The organism is Microbacterium sp. NPDC091662, from assembly GCF_044756705.1.
Taxonomy (GTDB): domain Bacteria; phylum Actinomycetota; class Actinomycetes; order Actinomycetales; family Microbacteriaceae; genus Microbacterium.
This window is the reverse complement of record NZ_JBIVTM010000001.1, coordinates 1,062,159-1,084,029: the sequence shown is the minus strand read 5'-3', so window position 1 is coordinate 1,084,029 and position 21,871 is coordinate 1,062,159. Positions and strand designations below refer to the sequence as shown.

The window sequence follows — 21,871 nt, the reverse complement described above, 5'->3', positions numbered from 1 at the left end:
TCAGCTCTGCAGCCGCGCGATCCACGCCTCGACCTCGTCGGCCGTGCGGGGGATGCCGGCCGAGAGGTTCACGGGGCCGTCCTCGGTCATCACGATGTCATCCTCGATGCGCACGCCGATGCCACGGAGCTCGGCAGGCACCGTGAGGTCGTCGATCTGGAAGTAGAGTCCGGGTTCGATCGTGAACACCATGCCAGGTGCGAGGATGCCGTCGTAGTACATCTCGCGGCGGGCCTGGGCGCAGTCGTGCACGTCGATGCCGAGGTGGTGCGAGGTGCCATGCACCATGTACCGACGGTGCTGGCCGCCCTTGTCGGCATCCAGAGCCTCTTCGGCGGTGACGGGCAGCAGACCCCACTCGGCCGTCCGCTCGGCGATGACCTTCATGGCGGCTCCGTGCACGTCACGGAAGCGTACACCGACCCGAGCGGCGGCGAATGCCGCGTCGGCGGCCTCGCGCACCGTCTCGTAGACGCGCCGCTGCACGTCGGTGAACGTGCCGGAGACGGGCAGCGTGCGCGTGATGTCGGCGGTGTAGAGGCTGTCGGCCTCCACACCCGCATCCACCAGGATCAGGTCACCGGGAACCACGGTTCCGTCGTTGCGCGTCCAGTGCAGGTAGCAGGCGTGCGGGCCGGAGGCGGCGATCGTGTCGTAGCCCTCGCCGTTGCCGTCCTCGCGTGCGCGGCGGTGGAAGACGCCTTCCACGACGCGCTCGCCGCGTGCATGAGCCGTCGCGGCAGGAAGCTCGCGGATGATGTCGTCGAAGCCGTTCGCCGTGATCTCGACGGCGCGGCGCATCTCGGCGATCTCGAACTCGTCCTTGATGAGCCGCAGCTCCGAGACGAAGCGGGTGAGGGTCTCGTCCTCGTCGAGCACCAGCTCGCCCTCGACGGCTTCCCTGTCGTCCAGATGGGCGGTGGCGATGTCGAGGTCGGCGGCGACGCCGGCGAGGGACGGTCGCGGACCGATCCAGAACTCGCCGACCGTGGCATCCGCGTAGAACTCGGTCGTGGTGCGGTCGGCGCGCTCGCGGAAGTAGAGGGTGATGTCGTGGCCGGTCTCGGTCGGCGCGAAGACGAGGACCGAGTCGGGCTCGGCATCAGATGCCCACCCCGTGAGGTGTGCGAAGGCGGAATGCGCGCGGAAGACGTAGTCGGTGTCGTTGCTGCGCTGCTTGAGAGAGCCGGCAGGGATCACGAGGCGCTTGCCGGGGAAGGCCGCAGAAACGGCCGCCCGACGCACAGCCGCGTACGACGCCTGCGCGCGCGGCGCCGGAAGCGTCTCAGGGCGCTCGGCCCAACCGGTCGAGATCGTGTCGAGGAAGCCCTGGGGGAAGGGCTGCTTGCGATTGGTGGTGCCGTTCTCTACAGACGCTTCGACGGTGGGTTCTGCGATCGTGTCGCGCTCTCCTGTGCTCATCCCTCCAGTCTGTCACCTGGCGGGCGGGTGCGGGAGTCAGCCGGCGGGCTCGAGCTGCACGACCAGGGCGCGGTGGTCGCTGCCACCGGCGTCGTCGAGCACGACGGATCCCGTCGGTGCCCAGTTCTGCGACGCCATCACATGATCGATCGGAGCCCCCGCGAGCGCGGGAAGGGAACTCGGCCAGGTGCCGGTGAGTCCGTTGCCGGTGCGGGAGGCGACATCGCGGCAGTAGCCGATGTCGCCGCCTTCCACACCCAGAGGTGCCATGTGGTCGATCGTCGCGTTGAAGTCGCCGGCCAGGATGAAGTCGCCCTGGGGGCATTGATCCGCGATCCACTGCAGATCACTGCGCCACTGCTGCATCTCTTCCATGCGCGGCGCGACCGCGTGCACGGCGACGATGGTGGGGCCGGAGCCGTCGATCGGCATGAGCACGACGCTGGGCACCGAGCCGGTATTGCTGGTCCCGTCCTTCGCCGACTCGATCACCGAGTACTCGCCGAGGTCAGGGGCGACCAGCACGGTCGTCTGCCACGACTGCGGCCCGTCCTGCACATCCGGCCGGAACTGCACGTGGTGTACCCACATCGGGTGTCCCTGCTCGCGGAGCATGATCGCGATGCGCTCACCGACGGCCTCGGTCGTCTCCGGAAGGGCGACGACGTCGGCCCCCTGATCGAGGATCCGCTGGGCGATCACCTCGGCAGACACCGCCTCTCCCGCCGTGTTCCAGGTGAGCACTCGAACACTGCCCTCGGTCTTCTCCGGGAGCGTGGAGCCCCCGAAGCCGCGAACGGCACCGATCGCCGCGGTCGCGCCGGCACCGAGCAGCGCGACGATCAGGACGGAAGCGGCGAATCCGCGGAGCGGACGGGCGAACAGCAGCAGGAGCGCGAGCACTGCGACGACGAGGAACCCGCCGAGCACGACGCCGCGAGCCGACACGAGCTGCGCGAACGGGTAGGTCTGCTCGAGACGGAAGAACTGCGGCCACACCACGACCGCCGTCGCGATCGCGAGCAGCACGGTGAAGAGGATCCCCAGGAGACGAAACATCCCCACAAGCCTAGGAGCGTCGCCTGTGAAGTCCCTGCCTCGACATCCGCTTCCGTGCGCCTCCGCGTCCGCGCGGGTCGACGCTCGGTACGCTCGGAGGATGGCCACTTCGTCCCATGGGTTCGCCGGTCCCGCCGACCTGCACCTGCACTCCAACCATTCCGATGGCACGGAGTCGCCGGCCGAGGTGGTCCGACAGGCGCACGCGCACGGGGTGCGCACGCTCGCTCTGACCGACCACGACCGCTCGACCGGCTGGGACGAGGCGGCAGATGCCGCGGCCGCACAGGGGATGACCTTCATCCCGGGGATGGAGCTCTCCGCGAAGCACGAGTGGCGCAGCGTGCACGTGCTCGGCTACCTCTTCGATCCGGAGGATGAGGCACTGCGTGCCGAGACCGATCGCATCCGCGGGGATCGGATCGGTCGTGCCGAACGGATCGTCCGCAACATCGGGCGCGACTACGACCTCCAGTGGGAAGACGTGGTGGCGCAGACGACACTCGACGCGACCGTCGGGCGTCCGCACATCGCCGACGCCCTCATCGCCCGTGGCATCGTGCGGGATCGGACCGAGGCGTTCGACGGCATCCTGCATCCGCGGGAGGGGTACTACGAGCCCCACTACGCCCCCGATCCGCTGATCGCGGTGCGTCTGATCACCCGGGCGGGGGGAGTGGCGATCATCGCCCACCCCGTGACGGCGGGGCGCGATCGTATGATGCCCGTGGCGTTCATCGAGCGACTCATCGAGGCGGGCCTCGGCGGGTTCGAGATCGAGCATCGTGAGAACACGGAGGCGGGCAAGAGGCTGCTGCGAGAGATCGCCGCGACGCACGACCTCATCGTCACGGGCTCGAGTGACTATCACGGCACCGGCAAGCCGAACCGTCCGGGCGAGAACACCACGTCCGAGGAGATGGTGGCCAGGCTCATAGCACGCGGTACGGGCACCGCCCCGCGCTTTCCCTGATCCTCGGCATTCTGGCGGCCATCTCCCGGCGACCTGTCGAGCGGGGCCGATACCGTCCGAAGCATGCAGCGAGCGACTTCCCTCGAGCGACGCGCCGACGCGTGGGCTCATCGACTCCTCCTCGGTGCCCCGTCGAACGGCGTCCGCGCCGGTCTGATCGAGTTCGCGGTGTTCGTGGTCAAACAGGCGTGGGCGTGCATCTTCGGGGCGGCGCTGCTGGTCCTGATCGTCGCCGCGCGCCTGTGGTATCCCGACGATGCGGCGCTCGCACGCAATGACGCGCTCACCATCGCCGCCGTTCTCATCCAGGTGGCGATGCTCGTCTTCCGTCTGGAGAGCGGGCGCGAGCTGTGGGTCATCGTCCTGTTCCACATCACCGGCACAGCTATGGAGCTGTTCAAGACCGATGTGGGCTCGTGGGCCTATGCCGCAGACGGGATACTCCGTATCGGCGGCGTCCCGTTGTTCAGCGGCTTCATGTATGCGGCGGTCGGATCGTACATGGTGCGCGTCTACCGCTTGTTCGACCTCGGCTTCACACGGTACCCACGCCGATGGATGACGGCTGTCCTCGCGGTCGCGATCTATCTCAACTTCTTCACCCACCACTGGTGGTGGGACGCCCGCTGGGTGCTGCTCGCGGGAGTCGTGGTGCTATGGCTGCCGACCGTGATGCACGCGCGGGTGTGGCGTCGCACGATCCGTCTGCCGCTGCTGGCGGTGTTCGGCGGGGTCGCGGTGTTCATCTATCTGGCAGAGAACATCGGGACGTGGGCGGGCGCATGGGCGTATCCCGATCAGGTCGGGGGCTGGCAGCCGGTCTCGCTGAGCAAGTTGAGCTCGTGGTTCCTGCTGATGATCATCTCGGTCGTGCTGGTCGCCTGGGTGTATCCGCCGCAGGTTCCGGCAGCGCTGCTGCGTACGGCGGACGAGGGACGTGCACAGGCATCGGACGCAGGCGGCGAAGGTCGAACCGGGCGCACCTGACGTTCGGTTTCTGCGTCCGCACATGCGAGAGGGCGCATGCGCCAGGGTATCCCCGGCGTATGCGCCCTCGCGCTGGCGGACTTAGGCTCCGGTGACGGGAGCCGCGCCGGCGCCGGAACCACCGCGGCGGCGGCGACGACGCCGTGCCGGAGCCGGCTTGCCGTCGTGGTGCTCCTTGCCCGCACCGTCATGCGTCCCCGCGCCCTCGGCTCCGCGATCGGCGGCCGGTGCGGACTGCCCCTCGCCGGACGTCGACTCCGCAGCGCCCTCGGTGAAGGTCGAACCGACCGGAGTCGTGCTGTTGCGACGGCGACGGCGGCGGCGGGTGCCGCTCTCATCGGTCCCCTCGGCGGCGGCGTCGGCCGCGCGCTCGGGGCGACGGGTGCGCTCGGTCTTGACGGATTCGGTCTTGGGCGCCGACACCAGGCGGCCCTTCGTGCCCTGGGGGATGTTGAGGTCCTCGTACAGGTGCGGGCTCGACGAGTAGGTCTCGATGGGCTCGGGCTGGCCGAACTCGAGGGCGCGGTTGATCAGGGCCCACTTGTGCAGGTCTTCCCAATCGACGAACGTGACCGCGATGCCGGTCTTGCCGGCGCGGCCCGTGCGGCCTGCGCGGTGCAGGTACGTCTTGTCCTCATCCGGGATCGTGTGGTTGATGACGTGCGTCACGTCATCAACGTCGATACCTCGGGCGGCCACGTCGGTCGCGACCAGCACGTCGCGCTTGCCTGCCTTGAACGCGGCCATCGAGCGCTCGCGCTGATCCTGGCCCATGTCGCCGTGTACGCCGCCCACGTTGAAGCCGCGGTCGCTCAGCTCGTCGACGAGGCGCTGCGCCGCTCGCTTGGTGCGGGTGAAGATCACGGTCTTGCCGCGACCCTCGGCCTGCAGGATGCGGGCGATGACCTCGTCCTTGTCCATCGAGTGCGCACGGTAGACGAGGTGCTTGATGTTCGCCTGCGTGAGGCCCTCGTCGGGGTCGTTGGCGCGGATGTGGATCGGGTTCGACATGAAGCGACGCGCGAGGGCGACGATCGGGCCCGGCATCGTCGCCGAGAACAGCTGCGTGTGACGGACGGCCGGAACCTTCTGGAAGATCTTCTCGATGTCGGCGAGGAAGCCGAGATCGAGCATCTTGTCGGCCTCGTCGAGCACGACCTCGGTCGCGTTCGAGAGGTCGAGCAGGCGCTGACCGGCGAGGTCGATCAGTCGACCGGGCGTGCCGACCACGATCTGCGCGCCCGCCTTGAGCTGGTCGATCTGTCCCTCGTAGGCCTTGCCGCCGTAGATGGCGACGACGCTGGTCGAACGGTTGCTGGTGAGCAGGTCGATGTCTTCGTACACCTGCACCGCGAGCTCGCGCGTCGGCACCACGATGAGTGCCTTGACGCCGTGTTCCGGGTCTTTGCCGAGGCGCTGGACGACGGGGATGCCGAAGCCGAAGGTCTTGCCGGTTCCCGTCTTGGCCTGACCGATGATGTCCTGGCCGGGAAGACCGAGGGGGATGGTCTGCTCCTGGATGGGGAACGCGTCGACGATGCCCTTGGCGGCGAGAGCGTCGACGATGTCCTGATCGATGCCGAGATCGGCGAAAGTTGTCACTTTATTCAGATTGCCTGTCCGGCGACCCTGCGGGATCGCCACGTTAACGGATCCACGCCGTCTCTTGTGCCACAGGCGCGGGGCCCCGCTCCTGCGGCGGGGACACGCCCAGCCTACCCGAGGGGTGCCGCCGGCCAGGAAGGAGGCTTCGGCACGGGTATTGTGAACGACGTGGTGGACTCGGGAGGACGACCTCGTGGTTAAGTGGTTCTGGCAGCGCGACGACGCGCCGCGACGCACCCTTGCGCTGCGCGGCAGAGGTGAGCAGGGAGATGCGACGCGCATCGACTTCGCCGAACTCGCCCCCGAGCTCAATCGGTTCCTCGGGCAGGCCGCCTATCTGCAGCTGGGCTACTTCGAGACGCTGACGCGACTCATCCGTGCCACGACCGCGCTCTCCGAGAAGGAGTCGCTGTCGCGTGCCGCCGGGGCCGCCTTGACCAAGCACCGGGGGATCGTCGAGCTCATCACCGAGCATGGGGACGACCCCACTCAGCTGATGCTCCCGTTCCGGGAGAACCTCGACGCGTTCCGTCGCAAGACCATCGGCGCGCGCCCGCGGGAGACGCTGCTGGCTGTGTACATCACCGCCGGGATGCTCGACGACTTCTATCTCGCGCTGGCCTCCAGCTACGGCGACACCGGGCGGCGCGTGGCCGAGATCCTCCGGGAGGATGATGCGCGGCACGAGATCGTCGCCATCATCCAGGAGACGATCGAGAGCGACGAGGAGTGGCGTTCGCTGCTGTCGATGTGGGCGCGCCGACTGGTCGGCGACACGATCCTCGTCTGCCGTTCGGCGCTGCGGCCCGAGCGTCTCGAGATCGACGAGGAGCGCATCGAGCCCGTGTACACCGAGCTGATGGGTGCGCACGCTCGCCGCATGGACGCGATGGGGCTGGCCTCCTAAGAGGCGCACCCGGGACCGGTCAGATGCCCAACGCAGCCCTGCTCGCGGCGTCTGAACGCTTGCGCATCCCGGTGATCGCCACGGTCGCCAGCGCGGCGACGACGGGAGCACCGAGAACGCTCGCAAGCCACAGCCAGATGCTGTCCTCGCCCACGCCCGACCATTGCAGGCCCGTGTAGGTGATCGCCGAGACGGCGGTCGCGATCGCCGGGGTGAGAGCGACGCCGCGCAACTCGCGATCGCCGATCAGGAAGTGCGCGGCGATTCCCAGAGCGCACGCGCCGATGAGTGCGAGGAGGATGTACATCGCCGGGTCAGGCGACGAAGCCGACGCGACGCGATTCCTCGGTGCCCAGCTCGATGTAGGCGAGGTTCGCGGTCGGGACGATGTAGGAGTTGCCCTTCACATCGGCGAAGCTCACGTGCGACGCGCTCTGCTCGAGCGCCGCGGCGACCTGGGTGCGGACCTCTTCGGCGCTTGCGCCGGTGTCGAAGCTCAGTTCACGGCCGGTGTTGATGATGCCGATGCGGATTTCCACGCGTGCTCCTTGAAGTTCGGGGACTGCGCCAACTCTACCCCGCGAGCACCGGGCGGGATCGGCCGTTGCAGCCGGTTTCGCCGTGAGCGCACAGCCCGGACCGACGGGACCTCGCGGGCGGCTGGCGGGTGCGGCCGGCGATGTCCGCACGTCCGGATAGCGTGGAGGGCATGACACCGGACTCCGCTCAGCGCGCAGTGATCGCCGCAGAGCCGGCTGCATCCGGAGTCATCATCGGCGCACCGGGAACAGGCAAGACGCGCACACTCATCGAGCGTGTCGTGCATCTGCTCGACGCCGAGGCTCTGCGCCCAGAGCAGGTTCTCGCGCTCACCCCGAACCGCCAGGCGGCGACGGCGTTGCGCGATCGGATCGGCGTGCGCATCGGCCAGGCGACGCCGGGCCCATTGGCACGGTCGCTCGGATCCTTCGCCTTCCAGCTCGTCCGGGGAGCGATGGTGCGTGAGGGCGCTGAACCACCGGCGCTGCTGACCGGCGCCGATCAGGATCGCATCATCGCCGAACTGCTCGCCGGAGACGCGGAAGACGGGCGCATCCGGTGGCCGGACGCGCTGAGCCCCTCGGTGCGCGCCTCGAAGGGGTTCCGCTCTGAGCTGCGCGCGTTCCTCGCCGAGTGCACCGAGATCGGCGTCGACGCCGCAGAGCTGCGGGCATCGGGCAACGACGTCTGGGCGGCGACGGCGGAGTTCCTCGTCGAGTACCGCTCGGTGCTCGACGCGCTCCGCTCGGCGCACCGTGACGCCGCCGATCTGCTCAGCGAAGCGAGCACGATCCTGCACACGGCAGACACGAACACCCTCGGCACGCTCGCTTCTCTGCGCGTCGTGCTCATCGATGACGCACAGGAGCTCACCCGCGGCGGGATCGCCGTCGTGACGGCCTTGCGCAGCCGCGGAATCGCCGTGCTCGCCTTCGGCGATCCCGACATCTCGTCCGGATCGTTCCGCGGAGCCAGTCCCGAGCTGTTCGCGCAGCTCGCCGGAGTGCTGGGCGACGTGCACGTGCTCGACGGCCCGCACCGCCAGCGCCCGGCGCTCACCGCGCTCACCCGCACCGTGACCCAGGCGATCGGCGTGTCCGGTCGGGTCGAGCACCGGCGTGCCCCGGTGCCGGTGACGGCCGAAGAGGTCGAAGCCGGGGTCGCCACCTTCCTCGCTCCTTCCCCGTACGAGGAACTCGATCGCATCGCGGGCGTCATGCGCGAGTGGCACCTCTCCGACGGCGTCCGCTGGGACCGGATGGCGGTCATCGCCCACGACACCCGGCAGGTGACCACGCTCGAGACCGAACTCGCCGCGAGGGAGATCCCGACACGTGCGGCCGGTGTGCAGCGTCCGCTCGGCAGCGAAGGGATCGTGCGCGACATCGTCGGCATCGTGCGTCTGGCCCTCACCCCGGTCGAGGAGCGCACGTCGCCGGCGCTCGAGGAGGCACTGCGCACCCCTTTCGGGGGGATGGACGCGATCGGACTGCGGCGCCTGCGTGCACGCCTGCGGCACGTCGAGCTCGAGCAGGGGGGATCGACGCCCGCGCGCGAGCTGCTGCGGCAGGCGATGGCGAATCCCGCGCACCTCACGCTCATCGACGCGCCCGAATCGCGCACGGCCGAGCGGTTCGCCGAGACGATCGAAGCACTCGCCAGCGGCGCGGCGGCGGGGGAGACGATCCACGACCTGCTGTGGCGGGTATGGGACCAGGCTCGGGCCGTCGACGGCAGGCGGCTGCAGATCGCCTGGCGCGAGATCTCCCTGCTGCCGACGGGAGCGGAGACGGCGCGTTCGCTCGATGCGCTGGTCTCGCTTTTCGACGCCGCGAAGCGCTTCGTCGAGCGCACGCCGAACGAGAAGCCAGAGGCCTTCGTGCGCGACATCCTCGACAGCGAGGTCCCGGAGGATTCGCTGTCGACACCCGACCGGCCGGGAAAGGTCACCCTGCTGACCCCCGCAACGGCCCTCGGCACCGAGTTCGACGCGGTCGTGGTGGCAGGCGTGCAGGACGGCATCTGGCCGAACGTGCGATTGCGCGGCGGTCTGCTGCAGACCTGGCGTCTGCCCGACGCGATCCACGCGGCCCGCACGGGCGCCCTCATCGAGCCTCCGGGCGCCCTGGACCGTCGACGCGCCGCGCTGCACGATGAGCTCCGGCTGTTCGTGCGCGCCGTGTCGCGTGCGCGCGATCGCCTCCTGATCACGGCAGTGGATGACGACGACCTGACGCCCAGCGCGTTCTTCGGCTTTCTGCCCGCGCCGGAGCCACCCGAGCGGCACGCCTCGGCGGAGCATCCGTTGACGCTGCGCGGACTCGTCGCCCGGCACCGACGAACCCTCACGACGGCGGCCGCCGAGCCGGTGCGACGGGGTGCCGCTGCACAGCTCGCCGTCCTCGCCCGCGAAGGCGTCCCGGGGGCGGACCCGGCGGAGTGGTACGGCATGACCCCGCCATCGACCGACGCACCGCTGCGCGATCTCGCCGTGACCGGTGCGCGGGTCTCGCCGTCGAAGATGGAGTCCTACGAGGAATGCGGCCTGAACTGGGTCGTCTCGGCGCTCGGCGGCGACACGGTGATGCCGCCGACCGCCGGCATCGGCACGATCGTGCACGAAGCGATGGAGCGGGTGCCCGATGGCGACCTCGAAGAGATGAGAGCGATCGTGGCCGAGCACTGGCCGGAGCTCGATTTCGAGACCGAGTGGATCGGCCGCAAGGAGCGACGGCGCGCCGATGTCCTCGTCGATCGGCTGCACACCTACCTGGGCGACGTGCGCAGGGAGGGCGGGCGGGTGATCGGCAGCGAGGTCGAGTTCCGCTTCGCCGTCGACGTGGCCGGCGGGACCGGCGAGCACGCCGTGCCTGCCGTGCATGCGGTGGGGGACGACCGAGCGAATCAGGCGATCATCCACGGCTACATCGACCGGGTGGAGGCCTACCCGCCCGGCGCGGGCGAGCATGCGCAGGCACGAGGGCGCGGGTGGGAGCGGATGCCGGAAGGTCCCGACGGCCCGACGGTCGTGGTCGATCTGAAGACCGGGAAGAACGATCCCGAATCCGATGCGGGTGTGCTCGAGCACGCGCAGTTGGCCGCCTATCAGGTCGCCGTTCAACAGGGACTGGTCGAGGGCGCCCCGCCGACATCGCTGGCCGGAGCGCGGCTGGTGATCGTCTCCAAGACTCTCGCCAAGAGCGACTACCGCATCGCGCATCAGCACACGCTCGACGACGAGTCGCGCTCGGCCTTCCTGATGCGCGTGTCCGATGCGGCTCGGGGCATGTCGGCATCGAGCTTCACCGCACAGGTCGAGTCGCACTGCGCCGACACTCAGCGCCGGGTGCATCCCTGCCGTATCCACACGGTGCCGGCGGTGAGCTCATGATCGGTGGGAGCGAATCCGGGTGGAGTGCCGGCGAAGGGATCTCGGCCACCGACATCGCCGCGGCGCTGGGGCAGCCGTCGCCGACACCGGCCCAGCAGCGGGTGATCGAGGCGCCGCCGGAGCCCGCTCTCGTGGTCGCCGGTGCAGGCAGCGGCAAGACCGAGACGATGTCGGGACGTGTGGTGTGGCTCGTCGCCAATGGGCACGTGCGTCGCGACGAGATCCTCGGCCTGACCTTCACGCGCAAGGCCGCGGGCGAGCTCGCGGAGAGGATCGGCCATCGGCTCGCCGTCATCGACGAGTACGGACGCCGCGGGCTTCTCCCGCACCTGTCCGCGATCGTGGCCGACGGCTCCCTGCGCCGGGTCGACGAGGCCGCGCCTGGTCGGCAGCGTGAGCTGGTGCGCACGCACGTGCTCGACGAGCTCGCCGACCAGCGCGCAACCGGGTGGGACCCGGTGACGCCCCGTGCCGCGGAAGACCTGATGATCCGGCCGCGTGTCTCGACCTACAACGCCTTCGCCGACGGCATCGTCCGCGAGCACGCGGCGCGCATCGGACGGGACCCCGACGTGGCGATGCTCAGCCAGGCCGCGTCCTGGATGCTGGCGCGCGAAGTCGTGCTCCGCAGCGACCTCCCCGAGCTGGAGAACATCGATTTCGCGCTCGGCACAGTCATCGATGCGGTGCAGCGGCTCGCCGGTGACGCTCTCGACCACCGCGTCGATCTCGACCTCGCCGAGCGCATCGCGCGGGATCAGGCACTCGCGTTCGCTCCCTATCGCGGCAACGCCGATGTCGAGAAGGCGGCGGTGAATCTGCTCAGCCTGCCGACGCTGTCCCACCTCGTGCGCGACTACATCGACGAGAAGCAGCGCCGCGGCGTGCTCGACTTCGCCGACCAGGTGGGCGGGGCCTACGACATCGTCGAGTCCGCTCCCGACGTGCGGGCCGAACTGCGCGAGCAGCACCGCGTCGTGCTGCTCGACGAGTACCAGGACACGTCGGTGATCCAGACCCGCTTCCTCGCCGAGCTGTTCCGCGACTCGGCGGTCATGGCCGTCGGCGACCCGCACCAGTCGATCTACGGCTGGCGCGGTGCGAGCGCCGACAACCTCTACGCCTTCTCCCGCACTTTCTCGAGCACCGGTACGGCCGAGACCTACAGCCTCATGACCAGCTGGCGCAACGACCGCGCGGTCCTCGGAATCGCGAATCGCGTGCTCGAACCGCTGCAGCGCCCGGGGCTCGACGTGCCGCCGCTCGAGCCGCGCCCCGGTGCGGGAGACGGCACCGTGACGGTGGAGAACCCGTTCACGGTCGACGAGGAGGCATCCGTCGTGGCGGAGTGGTTCGCCCAGCGCCGTGCCGCGCACGATGCCCGCGGCGCCGGCGAGGCGCAGGGGGCGAAGCCGCACACCGGAGCCATCCTGTTCCGCTCGAAACGGCACATGCAGACCTTCGCGGCGGCGCTTGCGGCGCGTGGCATCCCGCACCGCATCCTCGGGCTCGGCGGTCTACTGGCGACGCCTGAGGTCGTCGACGTCGTGTCGACGCTCCGCGTGGTGCACGACCCCACCGCCGGGTCGGCGCTCATCCGCCTGCTCACCGGACCGCGTTTCGGCGTCGGGGTGGCCGATATGGCGGCGCTCTACGACCTCGGCCGCACACTCTCGGAGCGTGACCCCGCGATGGCCCCGCTGCCCGAGGAGGTGCGCGCGCGGCTGCGTTCTTCGCGGGGCGCCGACGAGGCGGTGTCGATCATCGACGCGGTCGACGTGGTGCGGGCCGTGCGCGACGACTATCGACTTCTCGAGCCCATCACGCCAGACGGCAGAGCGCGGGTGCGCGCGGCGGGAGAGATGCTCGAGCGACTCCGCCGCGCGTCCTCCCAGCCGATCCCCGAGCTGATCCGGCTGATCGAGCTCGAGCTGCGGCTGGACATCGAGTTGGCGGCCAACGAGACCAGAGGCCCGGCTCGCATCGCCGCGACGCAGCTGCGAGCCTTCGCCGACGAGGTGCGTGCTTTCCTCGCCGCGGACGAGCGGGGCAGCATCGGCAGTCTGCTCGCCTGGCTCGACAAGGCCGAGAGCACCGACGAGCTCATGCCACGGCCCGAGCCGCCAGAGGCCGGTGTCGTGCAGCTGCTGACCATCCACGGGTCCAAGGGGCTGGAATGGGATGCCGTCGCGGTGGTCCGGCTCGTGGTCGACGAGCTTCCCAGCCGGGTCTCCGACACGTCGGGGTGGTTCGGGTTCGGCGTCGTCCCCTTCGCTCTGCGCGGTGACCGCGACGCATTGCCCCGTTTCGAGTGGGATCCGATCGAGGCGATGGGTGACGAGGCAGACCCCGTGAAGCGCCAGAAGCTCGCGCAGGCATCTCTGTCCGGTGGCGCGACGAAGGCGAACCCACAGGGCGGGGCGATCAAGCGCTTCAAGGACGCCTATCGGGCGTACCAGCAGCAGGAGGAGCGGCGCCTCGCCTATGTCGCGGTGACCCGTGCGCGGACCGATCTGCTTCTCAGCGGCGCGCACTGGGCCGGACAGAAGTCGCCGCGCACGCCGAGCCCCTATCTCGTCGAGGCCATCGAGGTTCAGGGCCTCGATCCGATCGACGCGGTCGATCCCGACGACAACCCGTACGACGGTCCCGGGGCGACCCTGCGCTGGCCCCTCGATCCGCTGGGGGCTCGACGGGCTGTCGTCTCGACGGCGGCTGCCGCCGTGGAAGACGCGGCCCGTGCAGGAACCGCAGAGCCCTCGGTGGAACTCGCCCGCCTGCTGGCCGAGCGCGCGGCCCGACAACGCGGCACCGACGCCGAGGCCCCGACACGCGTCCCGGCATCGAGATTCAAGGACTACGTCACCGACTTCTCCGGCACGCTCGCCTCGATCGTCAGACCCATGCCTGAGCGGCCGTATCGGCAGACCCGGCTCGGCACCCTGTTCCATGCCTGGGTAGAGCAGCGGTCAGAACTGGTCGGTGTCGGCAGCCGCCCGGACGCGGCCCTCTGGGAGCTCGACGAGGACGAGATCGCGGCGGAGCCCGCGCACGTGACGCCGGAGACCTCGGAGGGGCCGGGTGCAGCCGCCGACGCCGCCGATCTCGCCGTCCTGCAGGCGACGTTCGAGAGCTGCGAGTGGGGCGGGCTGCAGCCGATCGCCGTCGAGATCGAGATCGACTTCGCGCTCGGTGCCGGACTCTCGGCGTCGGAGGCGGCGGGGGCGCACATCGTCATCTGCAAGCTCGATGCCGTGTACCGTCGAGCCGATCGCGGCGGACGCATCGAGATCGTGGATTGGAAGACCGGCAAGGCTCCGCGAACGGCGGCCGAGCGCGACGAGCGGATGCTGCAGCTCGCGCTCTACCGCCTGGCGTACCATCGGCGCTTCGGCGTTCCGCTGGAGGAGATCGACGTCGCGCTGTACTACGTCGCGGACGACCTGATCATTCGCGGCGACCGTGTCTACTCGGAGGAAGAACTCTTCCAGCGCTGGAGTGCCGCCCGCGCCGCGCGCTGAGCCTCGTCCGAGTCGGACTCGTCGTACGCGGAGGCCGTGTTCGACGCAGGAGGACGCGTCTCGTCGCGGGGCGCGGAGCCCTGGGTTCCCGCGAAGATGCTCCGAGCTTCGGAGAGATCCTCGGTCTCGACGTTGAGCATTTCCGCGCGATGAGCGCTGTCGTCATGGCTTCGGTGCGTGTCGACGGTGCGCGGGGACTCTGGCGACTCCGTGTCGGCCGGTGTGGACTCCGCCTCCTCCGGAACGTCGATCCACAGTTCCTCGGGGTTGTAGGCGTCGGTGTGCATCGAGGTGTCGACCTCGGCGACGGCATCCCGGGGCACGCGGTCGAGCGCGTCCATCGCAGAGTCGACGCCCGCGCTCCGGGCATCGATGATGCTGAGGTCGTCGGTTCGCAGACCTTCGGCGAGAGCGTCGAGCAGTGCGGCGGCGTCGTCGACGATGTCCGGCCGACGCATGGAGTCGCCGTGCACGAGCCAGCGCGCGAACTCAAGCTCGGCGAGCAGGCGCGCACGCACCTCGAGGCCGGCGTCGGGCGCGCGATCGATGGCCCGGGCATACGCGGCGTGGACGTCTTCGGAGGCGTCGGGAGCCGCGGAGAGCCAGGAGAGGTCGAGTGCCGGATCCCCGACCGAGAGGCCGTGCCAGCCGAGAAGACCGACGACTTCGGGGCCGAGTTCCGGATCGTCCGTGAAGAGGAACGAGGTGGACTGCACGCCCCCGAGGACCACGGTCGATTCGAAGCGCCACAGGTCGTCGTCGGCGATGGCATCGCGCCAGCGAACGGTGAGGCGAGCCGGAACACGTCCGGTGGCCGCGGCCGTGTCGATCAGGCGCTCCAGTTCGGCACGGCTCTCTTCGGCGGTGCGTGTGGCGAGGCCCGCACCACGCACGACCGATGTGGGCAGACCGTGCACAGCGGCGATAGAGGCACCCATCGACGGCGCGGCGCCGCGCCCGGCGGGCACCAGCGCTGCCTCGATCTGGAAGCCGGGGAGGAGTTCAGTGACCAGCGCCCGTCCGTCGCCGATGCGCGTCTCCCCGATGTAGGCGGGTACGCGGAACGGCAGCATGGCGCGAGCGCCGTCGGTGAGCGCACGAAGAGCGATGGCTTCGGCGGCGAGTTCACGCGACGTCTCGTCGTCGTCCGCGACGCGGATCGCGAGTTCACGGCCGTCCGCCAGCGAGGCGACGGCGGAGTCGAATCGACCGTCGCCCCCGGCGCTCAGACCGCGGGCACCCGTGACCTCTGCCCCGGGCAGTGCGGCGGTCACTGCCGCGGCTAGAGTGAAAGGAGAGCGTCCCATGCCCCCAGGGTAGGTCGGCTCAGGGGCGGTCCCGCCTCCGCCACGCCCGTGAAAGAGGGAGTCGATGACCATTCAGCGCCCGTCCCTCGACCGTGCAGCCGAACTCCGCGAGGAGCCGGGCGTGCTCGATCGCCTGCGCGCCGACCCGGCGACCCGCGTCATCGTCGTGCGCGAGGGCCGCGTCCGGGTCGTCGATTCCGCGCTGCTGCGCGTCACACCGAATGCGGTCGTCGAGGCGACGTGGGCTCTTCTCGGACGCGACGCCGATGGCGCCGTGCTGCTCCTCGCCGCCGCCCCGCCGGAGAACGACGCACTCGACACGGCACCGGATGAGATCTGGCTCGGTCTGCGTGATCTCGGCGGACGAATCGACGGGCAGGAGTCCGAGCTCCTGATCAGTGCGATCGCCCTCGCCGGATGGCTCCGCGATGCCCCGTTCTGCCCCGCGTGCGGTGGAGCGACGGAACTTCAGCAGGCCGGGTGGTCGCGGCGCTGCCTCGTGTGCGGGCGCCAGCACTTTCCGCGCACGGATCCCGCCGTGATCGTCGCCGTCGAGAGCAGGAACGGCGAACGACTCCTGCTCGGTGCCAACGCGAACTGGGGCGGACGGATGTTCTCCTGCTTCGCGGGCTTCACCGAGGCAGGGGAATCCCTCGAATCGACCGCGTACCGCGAGATCGAGGAGGAGTCGGGCGTGCGGTTGTCCTCGCTGCGGTACGTCTCCTCGCAGGCCTGGCCTTTCCCGCGATCGCTCATGGTCGGGTTCCGGGCCGTCGTCGACGACGAGTCCGCTGCGCGCCCCGACGGCGAGGAGATCATCGAGGTGCGCTGGTTCACGCGCGCGGAGATCGGATCCGCGCTCGCCGGACAGGGCCCGGTCGGGCTTCCGGGCCCCGCGTCGATCGCCCGCGCCCTGATCGTCGACTGGTACGAGGATCACGCGTGAGTGCACTCGATGCCCTCGATGAGCGGCAGCGGGCGGCGGCATCCGTGCTGCGAGGACCCGTCGCCGTGCTCGCCGGAGCGGGGACCGGGAAGACGCGGGTGATCACGCATCGCATCGCGCACGGCGTCGACACCGGCGCCTACTCGCCCTCGCGCGTCATGGCCGTCACCTTCACCGCCAAGGCTGCGGGCGAGCTGCGAGGCCGTCTGCGCGCGCTCGGGGTGGAAGGGGTCGCCGCCCGCACCTTCCACGCGACCGCGCTCGCGCAGCTGAACTTCTTCTGGCCCACGTTGGCCGGCTCTCCTGCACCGTCGATCATCGACAACAAGGTGAGGATGCTGGGGCAGGCCGCCGACGCGATCCGCCTCCGTCCCAGCACGGCGACGCTGCGCGACATCGCCTCCGAGATCGAGTGGCGCAAGGTCTCGATGCTCTCGATCGACCAGTACGCCGCGCTCGGACGTCCGATCAGCGGCGTCGACGCGGGACAGCTGATCGAGCTGATGCGGGGATACGAGGCGCTGAAGGACGACCGTCGTCAGCTCGACTTCGAAGACGTGCTCCTCGCCTGCGCCGGAATGCTCGAGGCTGAGCCGCGAGTCGCTGCGTCCGTCCACGAGCAGTACCGGCATTTCACGGTCGACGAGTTCCAAGACGTCTCGCCGTTGCAGAACCGGCTGCTCGAGCTCTGGCTCGGCGATCGGCACGACATCTGCGTGGTGGGTGATGCCAGTCAGACCATCTACTCGTTCGCCGGGGCCGAGCAGCGATTCCTGCTCGAGTTCGAGCGCCGCCACCCGGACGCGACGGTCGTGCGCCTGGAGACGAACTACCGTTCGCAACCGCCGATCCTCACCGCGGCCAACGCGCTGATGCACGGCCGCCCCGGCGCGTTGGAGCTCGTGCCGGCACGGGAGCAGTTCACCGCCGATGCTCCGACGATCACCGCGTACGAGACCGAGGGGGAGGAAGCGGCCGGGATCGCGGCGGCGATCTCTGCGCGCCTCGAAGCGGGCGCATCTCCTTCGGAGATCGCTGTCCTCTACCGTGCGCACGCGCAGTCCGCCGTGCTGCAGCAGGCGCTCGCTGCCGAGGGCATCGCGACATCTGTGCTGGGTGGCACGCGCTTCTTCGCCATGCCGGAGGTCCGCCAGGCGATCCTCGCGTTGCGGGCCGCCGCCGTGGCGCCCACCGAACAGGGGTTCCTGCCCGGTGTGGAGCGGGTGCTTCGCGAGCTCGGACTCACGGAGGAGCCGCCAGCGGCGGGGGGAGCGCAGCGCAGCGGATGGGAGGCGCGACGCGCGATCCTGAGGCTCGCGGAAGAGGCGGGGCCCGACGCGGATCTGCGCACCTTCAGCGATGCCCTGATGGCACGCGCGAAGGACCAGCACGAGCCGACCATGCGCACGGTCACTCTGTCGACCCTGCATGCGGCCAAGGGCCTCGAGTGGCCGCACGTGTATCTGGCCGGCTGGGCGGAAGGGTCGCTGCCCATCTCGTATGCGACGACCTTCGAGGCGGTCGATGAGGAGCGGCGGCTGGCGTACGTGGGTGTCACGCGCGCCGCGCGAACGCTGGCGCTGTCGTGGTCGAGGTCAGCGGGGCGGGGGGAGCGGTCCCCATCGCGGTTCCTGGCGGAGATGGGCACCACGAGTCGCGGCACCGGCATTCTTCGTGAAATGACACCGAACGCCACTCGCGCGAACCGTCCGCGCTGACGCGCACCAGCCGCCCGACCGCAGTCTCATCATCGGCGAGGAGCAGGGCTGCGAGACGGCCGGCCTCGGCGACCTGCGCGGCGCGGATCAGGCCCGGATCGCGACCGATCATCTGCGCGTGCAGCAGCGGTCAGGCCGGGTCGAGCTCTCGGGCATGAGCGTCGCGACAGGCGAGGCAGGCCGTGGCGCCTGGCATGACGAGCGGTCCCACCGTCACGCGGCCGGGTTCGAACGACACCGGCAGGTGGGCCGTATCCTCGCGCAGGTAGCGGGCGAACTGCAGAGCGGCGGCCGCGCCGTTCACGAGCACGATGCCGACGCCGGGACGACGGCCGAGGTCGACGAGGGTGATGCCTTCGTCGGTGAGCGCTTCGCGCATCCGGTATTCGCTGCGGTCATCGGTGATCCCGATGCTCTCGACCCAGGCCGGGCGTGCCGGCGCGACGTCATCGAGCAGTAGCGGATCGAGGCGTTTCAGGAGCGCGCGTGACGCATCCCGCGGTGCACCGACCGCGTGCGCGATCACGTCGAAGGACCCCCGTCGGAAGCCGGAGCGCAGGCGACTGAGCAGCGGTTCCACCCATGCGTCCTCCGCATCGATGCGCAGACCGCCGTCGTCACCGAGCTGGAGCGTGTGCTCGTCGCGCCACAGCAGAGGCGAGCCAGGGTGCAGTCGCGTGAGGAGCGGAGGAGTGAGCGGCATCTCTCCGATTGTGGAGAGGACGGCGGCGCCACGGGGACCCAACCGGGCATCCGTGGACAACTCACCGACGGTGCGCGTGTGGGGGAGGAAAAGTGCGGGCTGCCGCGGAATCGACCGGACGCCCGCACTCACCGTGGTCAGACCGGCTTGTCGCCCTCCGGGGCCGCGTCTCCGTCGGCCTCATCCGTCGAGCCCTCTGCGGGCTTGTCGTCGGAGAAGTCGTCGCCGTCGAGCAGACGCGCCAGCGCCTCGTCGAACTCGTCGGCCACCGGCTGCTCGCCGCGCTCAGCGGCCTGCAGACGGCCGACCAGCCCGCTCGGGTCGTCGATGTCCTCGGCCGTCGGCATGAGGTCGGGGTAGTCCCACAGCGAGTCGCGTCCGCTGATGCCGACGGCGTCGGTCACCGCCTGCCACATCGCCGAAGCCTCGCGCATGCGTCGTGGCCGAAGTTTGAGCCCCACCAGGGCGCCGAGTGCGTCCTCCGCAGGGCCGCCCACCGCGCGGCGACGTCGAGCGGCTTCCGCGATGCGTGCGCCGTCAGGCAGACGAGATGTCGCCTCTGCGGTGACCACGTCGACCCAGCCGTCGATCGTGGCGATGAGGTTCTCGAGCCGGGTGAGCGCCTCGCGCTGAGCCTCGCTCTGCACGGGGAGGAGTGCGCCGCCCTCGATCGCCGCGCGCAGCTCCTCGGGGTCGGAGGGGTCGAGGCGGCTCGCCACGTCTTCGAGCGCGTCCACATCGACGGTGACCCCACGCGCGAAGTCGGTGATCTGCGCCATCACGTGCAGGTGCAGCCACTTCGCGTGCCGGTAGAGCCGCGCGTATGCGAGCTCGCGGGTGGCGAGGTAGAGCGCGATCTGGTCTTCGGGGATCTCGAGGCCCTCGCCGAAAGCGGTGAGGTTCTGCGGGATGATCGCCGCCGTCCCCGCAGGGAGCACGGGGATGCCCACATCGCCTCCGGACACGACCTCGAGCGAGAGGTTGCCGAGCACCTGCCCGAACTGCGCCGCGAACACCGAGCCGCCGAGGCCCCGCATCAGCTTGCCAGCGCCTTGGACGACGCCGCGCATCTCCTCCGGCACCTGGGTGTCCAAGGCCGAGGTCAGCGCGTCCGCGATGCTCGTCGACACCGGGTCTGCGATCTCCTTCCACACCGGGAGAGTCTTCTCGACCCATTCGCCGCGGGTCATCGCGGTCGGTGTCTCGGAGAGCTCCGAGATCGTCGTCGCCTCTCCGAGCCACAGGTTCGCGAGCGCGAACGAGTCGGCGAGCGAGGTGCGCGAACCGTCGGTCACACCCTGTCCATCCCGGTTGGCGATGAAGAGAGCCTGGCGCAGCGCGTTCTCCCAGGGGTCGCCGCCGAAGGCGCCCTGCAGCTGCGACATGATCGTCTGCATCATCGCGGGGTCGAGTGTGAAGCCGTCCATTCCCTCGAAAGCGCCCCGAAGCGCCTCGGGATCGATGTCCCCGCCGCTCTGATTCGAGAGCATCTTCCGCAGGAACTCCTGGAAGTCCTCGGGTGTCGGGTCGTTGTCTGCCATGTCGCTCGCCCTCTCAGCACTTCTGTTGCCGTGGCCTCTACGCTAGTCACAGGTTTCTGCGCGCGAACCCGATGCGGGCAGATCGGTGTACGCCGCTCGCGAACGACGGAGGAATGCAGTGGATCGAACGCGGTCTGGGAAGCTCGGACTCGGAGTCTGGGCGCTGATCGTCGCGCTCATCGCGCTGGTCGTGCTGACGTTCCTGCCGTCGCCCTATGTGATCCAGCGGCCGGGTCCGGTGTACGACACCCTCGGCACCGCGAAGGGCGCCGACGGTGAGCAGGTTCCCCTCATCAGCGTCGAAGGTGCCGAGACCTTCGAGACCGCTGGCACCCTGGACCTCACCACGGTCCAGGTCGTGGGCAACCGTGAGCGCACACCGAGCTGGTTCGAGCTCGCGCTGGCATGGATGGATTCTTCCAAGGCGGTCGTCCCGCTCGACGCGGTGTTCCCACAGGGAGTGACGAGCGAGCAGCGCGATGAGCGCAACGCCACGCTGATGGTCGACTCGCAGCACGAGGCGACGGCTGCGGCGCTGAACGAGCTCGGATACGACACCGGCGCCCAGGTCGTCGTCGTCGAAGCCGTCGCCGACTCCCCGGCCGCCGGGATCCTCGAAGCCGACGACGTGATCACCGCGATCGACGGCACTCCGGTGACGTCGGCCACACAGCTGCGCGAGGCGATCCAGGCGGCGGGGGGAGCGGCCGTGCAGCTCACCGTGCTGCGTGACGGGACGGAGCAGACGGTCGAGGTCACGCCCGAGAAGCACACCGAGGGCGACGTGAGCATGTGGCTCATCGGGATCACCCTCCGCACCGACTACGACTTCGAGATCGACGTCACGATCCAGCTCGACAACGTCGGCGGGCCCAGCGCGGGGATGATGTTCGCGCTCGGCATCATCGACACGCTGACGGAAGGCGAGCTCAACGGCGGGAAGGACGTCGCCGGTACCGGAACGATCGACGCGGCCGGCACCGTCGGCCCGATCGGGGGCATCCGGCAGAAGCTGTACGGTGCCAGGGACGCGGGTGCCGAGTACTTCCTCGCTCCTGCGGCCAACTGCGACGAGGTCGTCGGGCATGTGCCGGATGGTCTCCAGGTCATCCGCACCGCGACGCTCGACGAGTCGCTCGCCGCCCTCGAGGTGATCGCGGACGACGGCGACGTCGCCGCGCTCCCGACCTGCGAGCGCACCGGCAGCTGAATGCGATGGAGGCCGTGACCTCGCCGTGACCGGGATGACAG

General features: G+C 69.9%; 16 protein-coding genes. 8 read left to right on the top strand and 8 right to left on the bottom strand.

Annotated features, from left to right (window positions below; genetic code table 11):
- Both ACIQLD_RS05165 and ACIQLD_RS05160 read right to left on the bottom strand, forming a co-directional pair.
- Positions 1–1,422: an aminopeptidase P family protein gene (locus ACIQLD_RS05165; protein WP_402605835.1), complete on the bottom strand. Its 1,422-nt coding sequence runs from the start codon at positions 1,420–1,422 to the stop codon at positions 1–3.
- Positions 1,423–1,458: 36 nt separating this feature from the next.
- Complete coding sequence (locus ACIQLD_RS05160) at positions 1,459–2,481, bottom strand: endonuclease/exonuclease/phosphatase family protein (protein WP_402605832.1); 1,023 nt, start codon at positions 2,479–2,481, stop codon at positions 1,459–1,461.
- 100 nt (positions 2,482–2,581) lie between these two features.
- On the opposite strand from ACIQLD_RS05160, the gene ACIQLD_RS05155 reads away from it, so the two are divergent.
- A complete protein-coding gene (locus ACIQLD_RS05155; RefSeq protein ID WP_402605830.1) occupies positions 2,582–3,454 on the top strand; it encodes a PHP domain-containing protein in 873 nt (290 codons plus the stop codon).
- A 63-nt stretch (positions 3,455–3,517) separates the two neighbouring features.
- On the top strand, positions 3,518–4,441 hold the full coding sequence (locus ACIQLD_RS05150; RefSeq protein WP_402605828.1) for a DUF817 domain-containing protein: 924 nt from the start codon (positions 3,518–3,520) through the stop codon (positions 4,439–4,441).
- A gap of 81 nt (positions 4,442–4,522) precedes the next feature.
- Here ACIQLD_RS05150 and ACIQLD_RS05145 read toward each other — a convergent pair whose 3' ends face one another.
- Positions 4,523–6,043, bottom strand: a complete 1,521-nt coding sequence (locus tag ACIQLD_RS05145; protein WP_402605826.1) for a DEAD/DEAH box helicase — start codon at positions 6,041–6,043, stop codon at positions 4,523–4,525.
- Positions 6,044–6,239: 196 nt separating this feature from the next.
- Between ACIQLD_RS05145 and ACIQLD_RS05140 the strand changes: the two genes are divergently transcribed.
- Entirely contained in the window at positions 6,240–6,953 is a 714-nt protein-coding gene (locus ACIQLD_RS05140; protein ID WP_402605824.1) for a ferritin-like fold-containing protein, read from the top strand.
- Between the two features lie 19 nt (positions 6,954–6,972).
- Here ACIQLD_RS05140 and ACIQLD_RS05135 read toward each other — a convergent pair whose 3' ends face one another.
- Positions 6,973–7,260 carry a hypothetical protein gene (locus tag ACIQLD_RS05135; protein ID WP_402605822.1) on the bottom strand — a complete coding sequence of 96 codons (288 nt, stop codon included), beginning with the start codon at positions 7,258–7,260 and terminating at the stop codon, positions 6,973–6,975.
- A gap of 7 nt (positions 7,261–7,267) precedes the next feature.
- Positions 7,268–7,492 carry a DUF3107 domain-containing protein gene (locus ACIQLD_RS05130; protein WP_017828623.1) on the bottom strand — a complete coding sequence of 75 codons (225 nt, stop codon included), beginning with the start codon at positions 7,490–7,492 and terminating at the stop codon, positions 7,268–7,270.
- Between the two features lie 170 nt (positions 7,493–7,662).
- Here ACIQLD_RS05130 and ACIQLD_RS05125 point away from each other — a divergent pair, with 170 nt between their 5' ends.
- Positions 7,663–10,884: an ATP-dependent helicase gene (locus ACIQLD_RS05125; protein ID WP_402605820.1), complete on the top strand. Its 3,222-nt coding sequence runs from the start codon at positions 7,663–7,665 to the stop codon at positions 10,882–10,884.
- Positions 10,881–14,405 carry a UvrD-helicase domain-containing protein gene (locus ACIQLD_RS05120; protein ID WP_402605817.1) on the top strand — a complete coding sequence of 1,175 codons (3,525 nt, stop codon included), beginning with the start codon at positions 10,881–10,883 and terminating at the stop codon, positions 14,403–14,405. Before ACIQLD_RS05125 ends, ACIQLD_RS05120 begins: the two co-directional genes overlap by 4 nt.
- Here the strand turns inward: ACIQLD_RS05120 and ACIQLD_RS05115 are convergent.
- Complete coding sequence (locus ACIQLD_RS05115; protein WP_402605815.1) at positions 14,351–15,712, bottom strand: hypothetical protein; 1,362 nt, start codon at positions 15,710–15,712, stop codon at positions 14,351–14,353. The two genes, ACIQLD_RS05120 and ACIQLD_RS05115, sit on opposite strands and share 55 nt — an antisense overlap.
- Before the next feature lie 64 nt (positions 15,713–15,776).
- Here ACIQLD_RS05115 and nudC point away from each other — a divergent pair, with 64 nt between their 5' ends.
- Complete coding sequence (gene nudC / locus ACIQLD_RS05110) at positions 15,777–16,658, top strand: NAD(+) diphosphatase (RefSeq protein WP_402605813.1); 882 nt, start codon at positions 15,777–15,779, stop codon at positions 16,656–16,658.
- Positions 16,655–18,376: an ATP-dependent helicase gene (locus ACIQLD_RS05105; RefSeq protein ID WP_402605811.1), complete on the top strand. Its 1,722-nt coding sequence runs from the start codon at positions 16,655–16,657 to the stop codon at positions 18,374–18,376. Before nudC ends, ACIQLD_RS05105 begins: the two co-directional genes overlap by 4 nt.
- Positions 18,377–18,506: 130 nt before the next feature.
- Here ACIQLD_RS05105 and ACIQLD_RS05100 read toward each other — a convergent pair whose 3' ends face one another.
- Positions 18,507–19,079 carry a hypothetical protein gene (locus ACIQLD_RS05100; protein WP_402605809.1) on the bottom strand — a complete coding sequence of 191 codons (573 nt, stop codon included), beginning with the start codon at positions 19,077–19,079 and terminating at the stop codon, positions 18,507–18,509.
- Positions 19,080–19,216: 137 nt separating this feature from the next.
- Positions 19,217–20,620, bottom strand: a complete 1,404-nt coding sequence (locus ACIQLD_RS05095; RefSeq protein ID WP_402605807.1) for a zinc-dependent metalloprotease — start codon at positions 20,618–20,620, stop codon at positions 19,217–19,219.
- Between the two features lie 118 nt (positions 20,621–20,738).
- Here ACIQLD_RS05095 and ACIQLD_RS05090 point away from each other — a divergent pair, with 118 nt between their 5' ends.
- Entirely contained in the window at positions 20,739–21,830 is a 1,092-nt protein-coding gene (locus ACIQLD_RS05090; RefSeq protein ID WP_402605804.1) for a PDZ domain-containing protein, read from the top strand.
- The last annotated feature ends 41 nt before the right edge of the window (positions 21,831–21,871 follow it).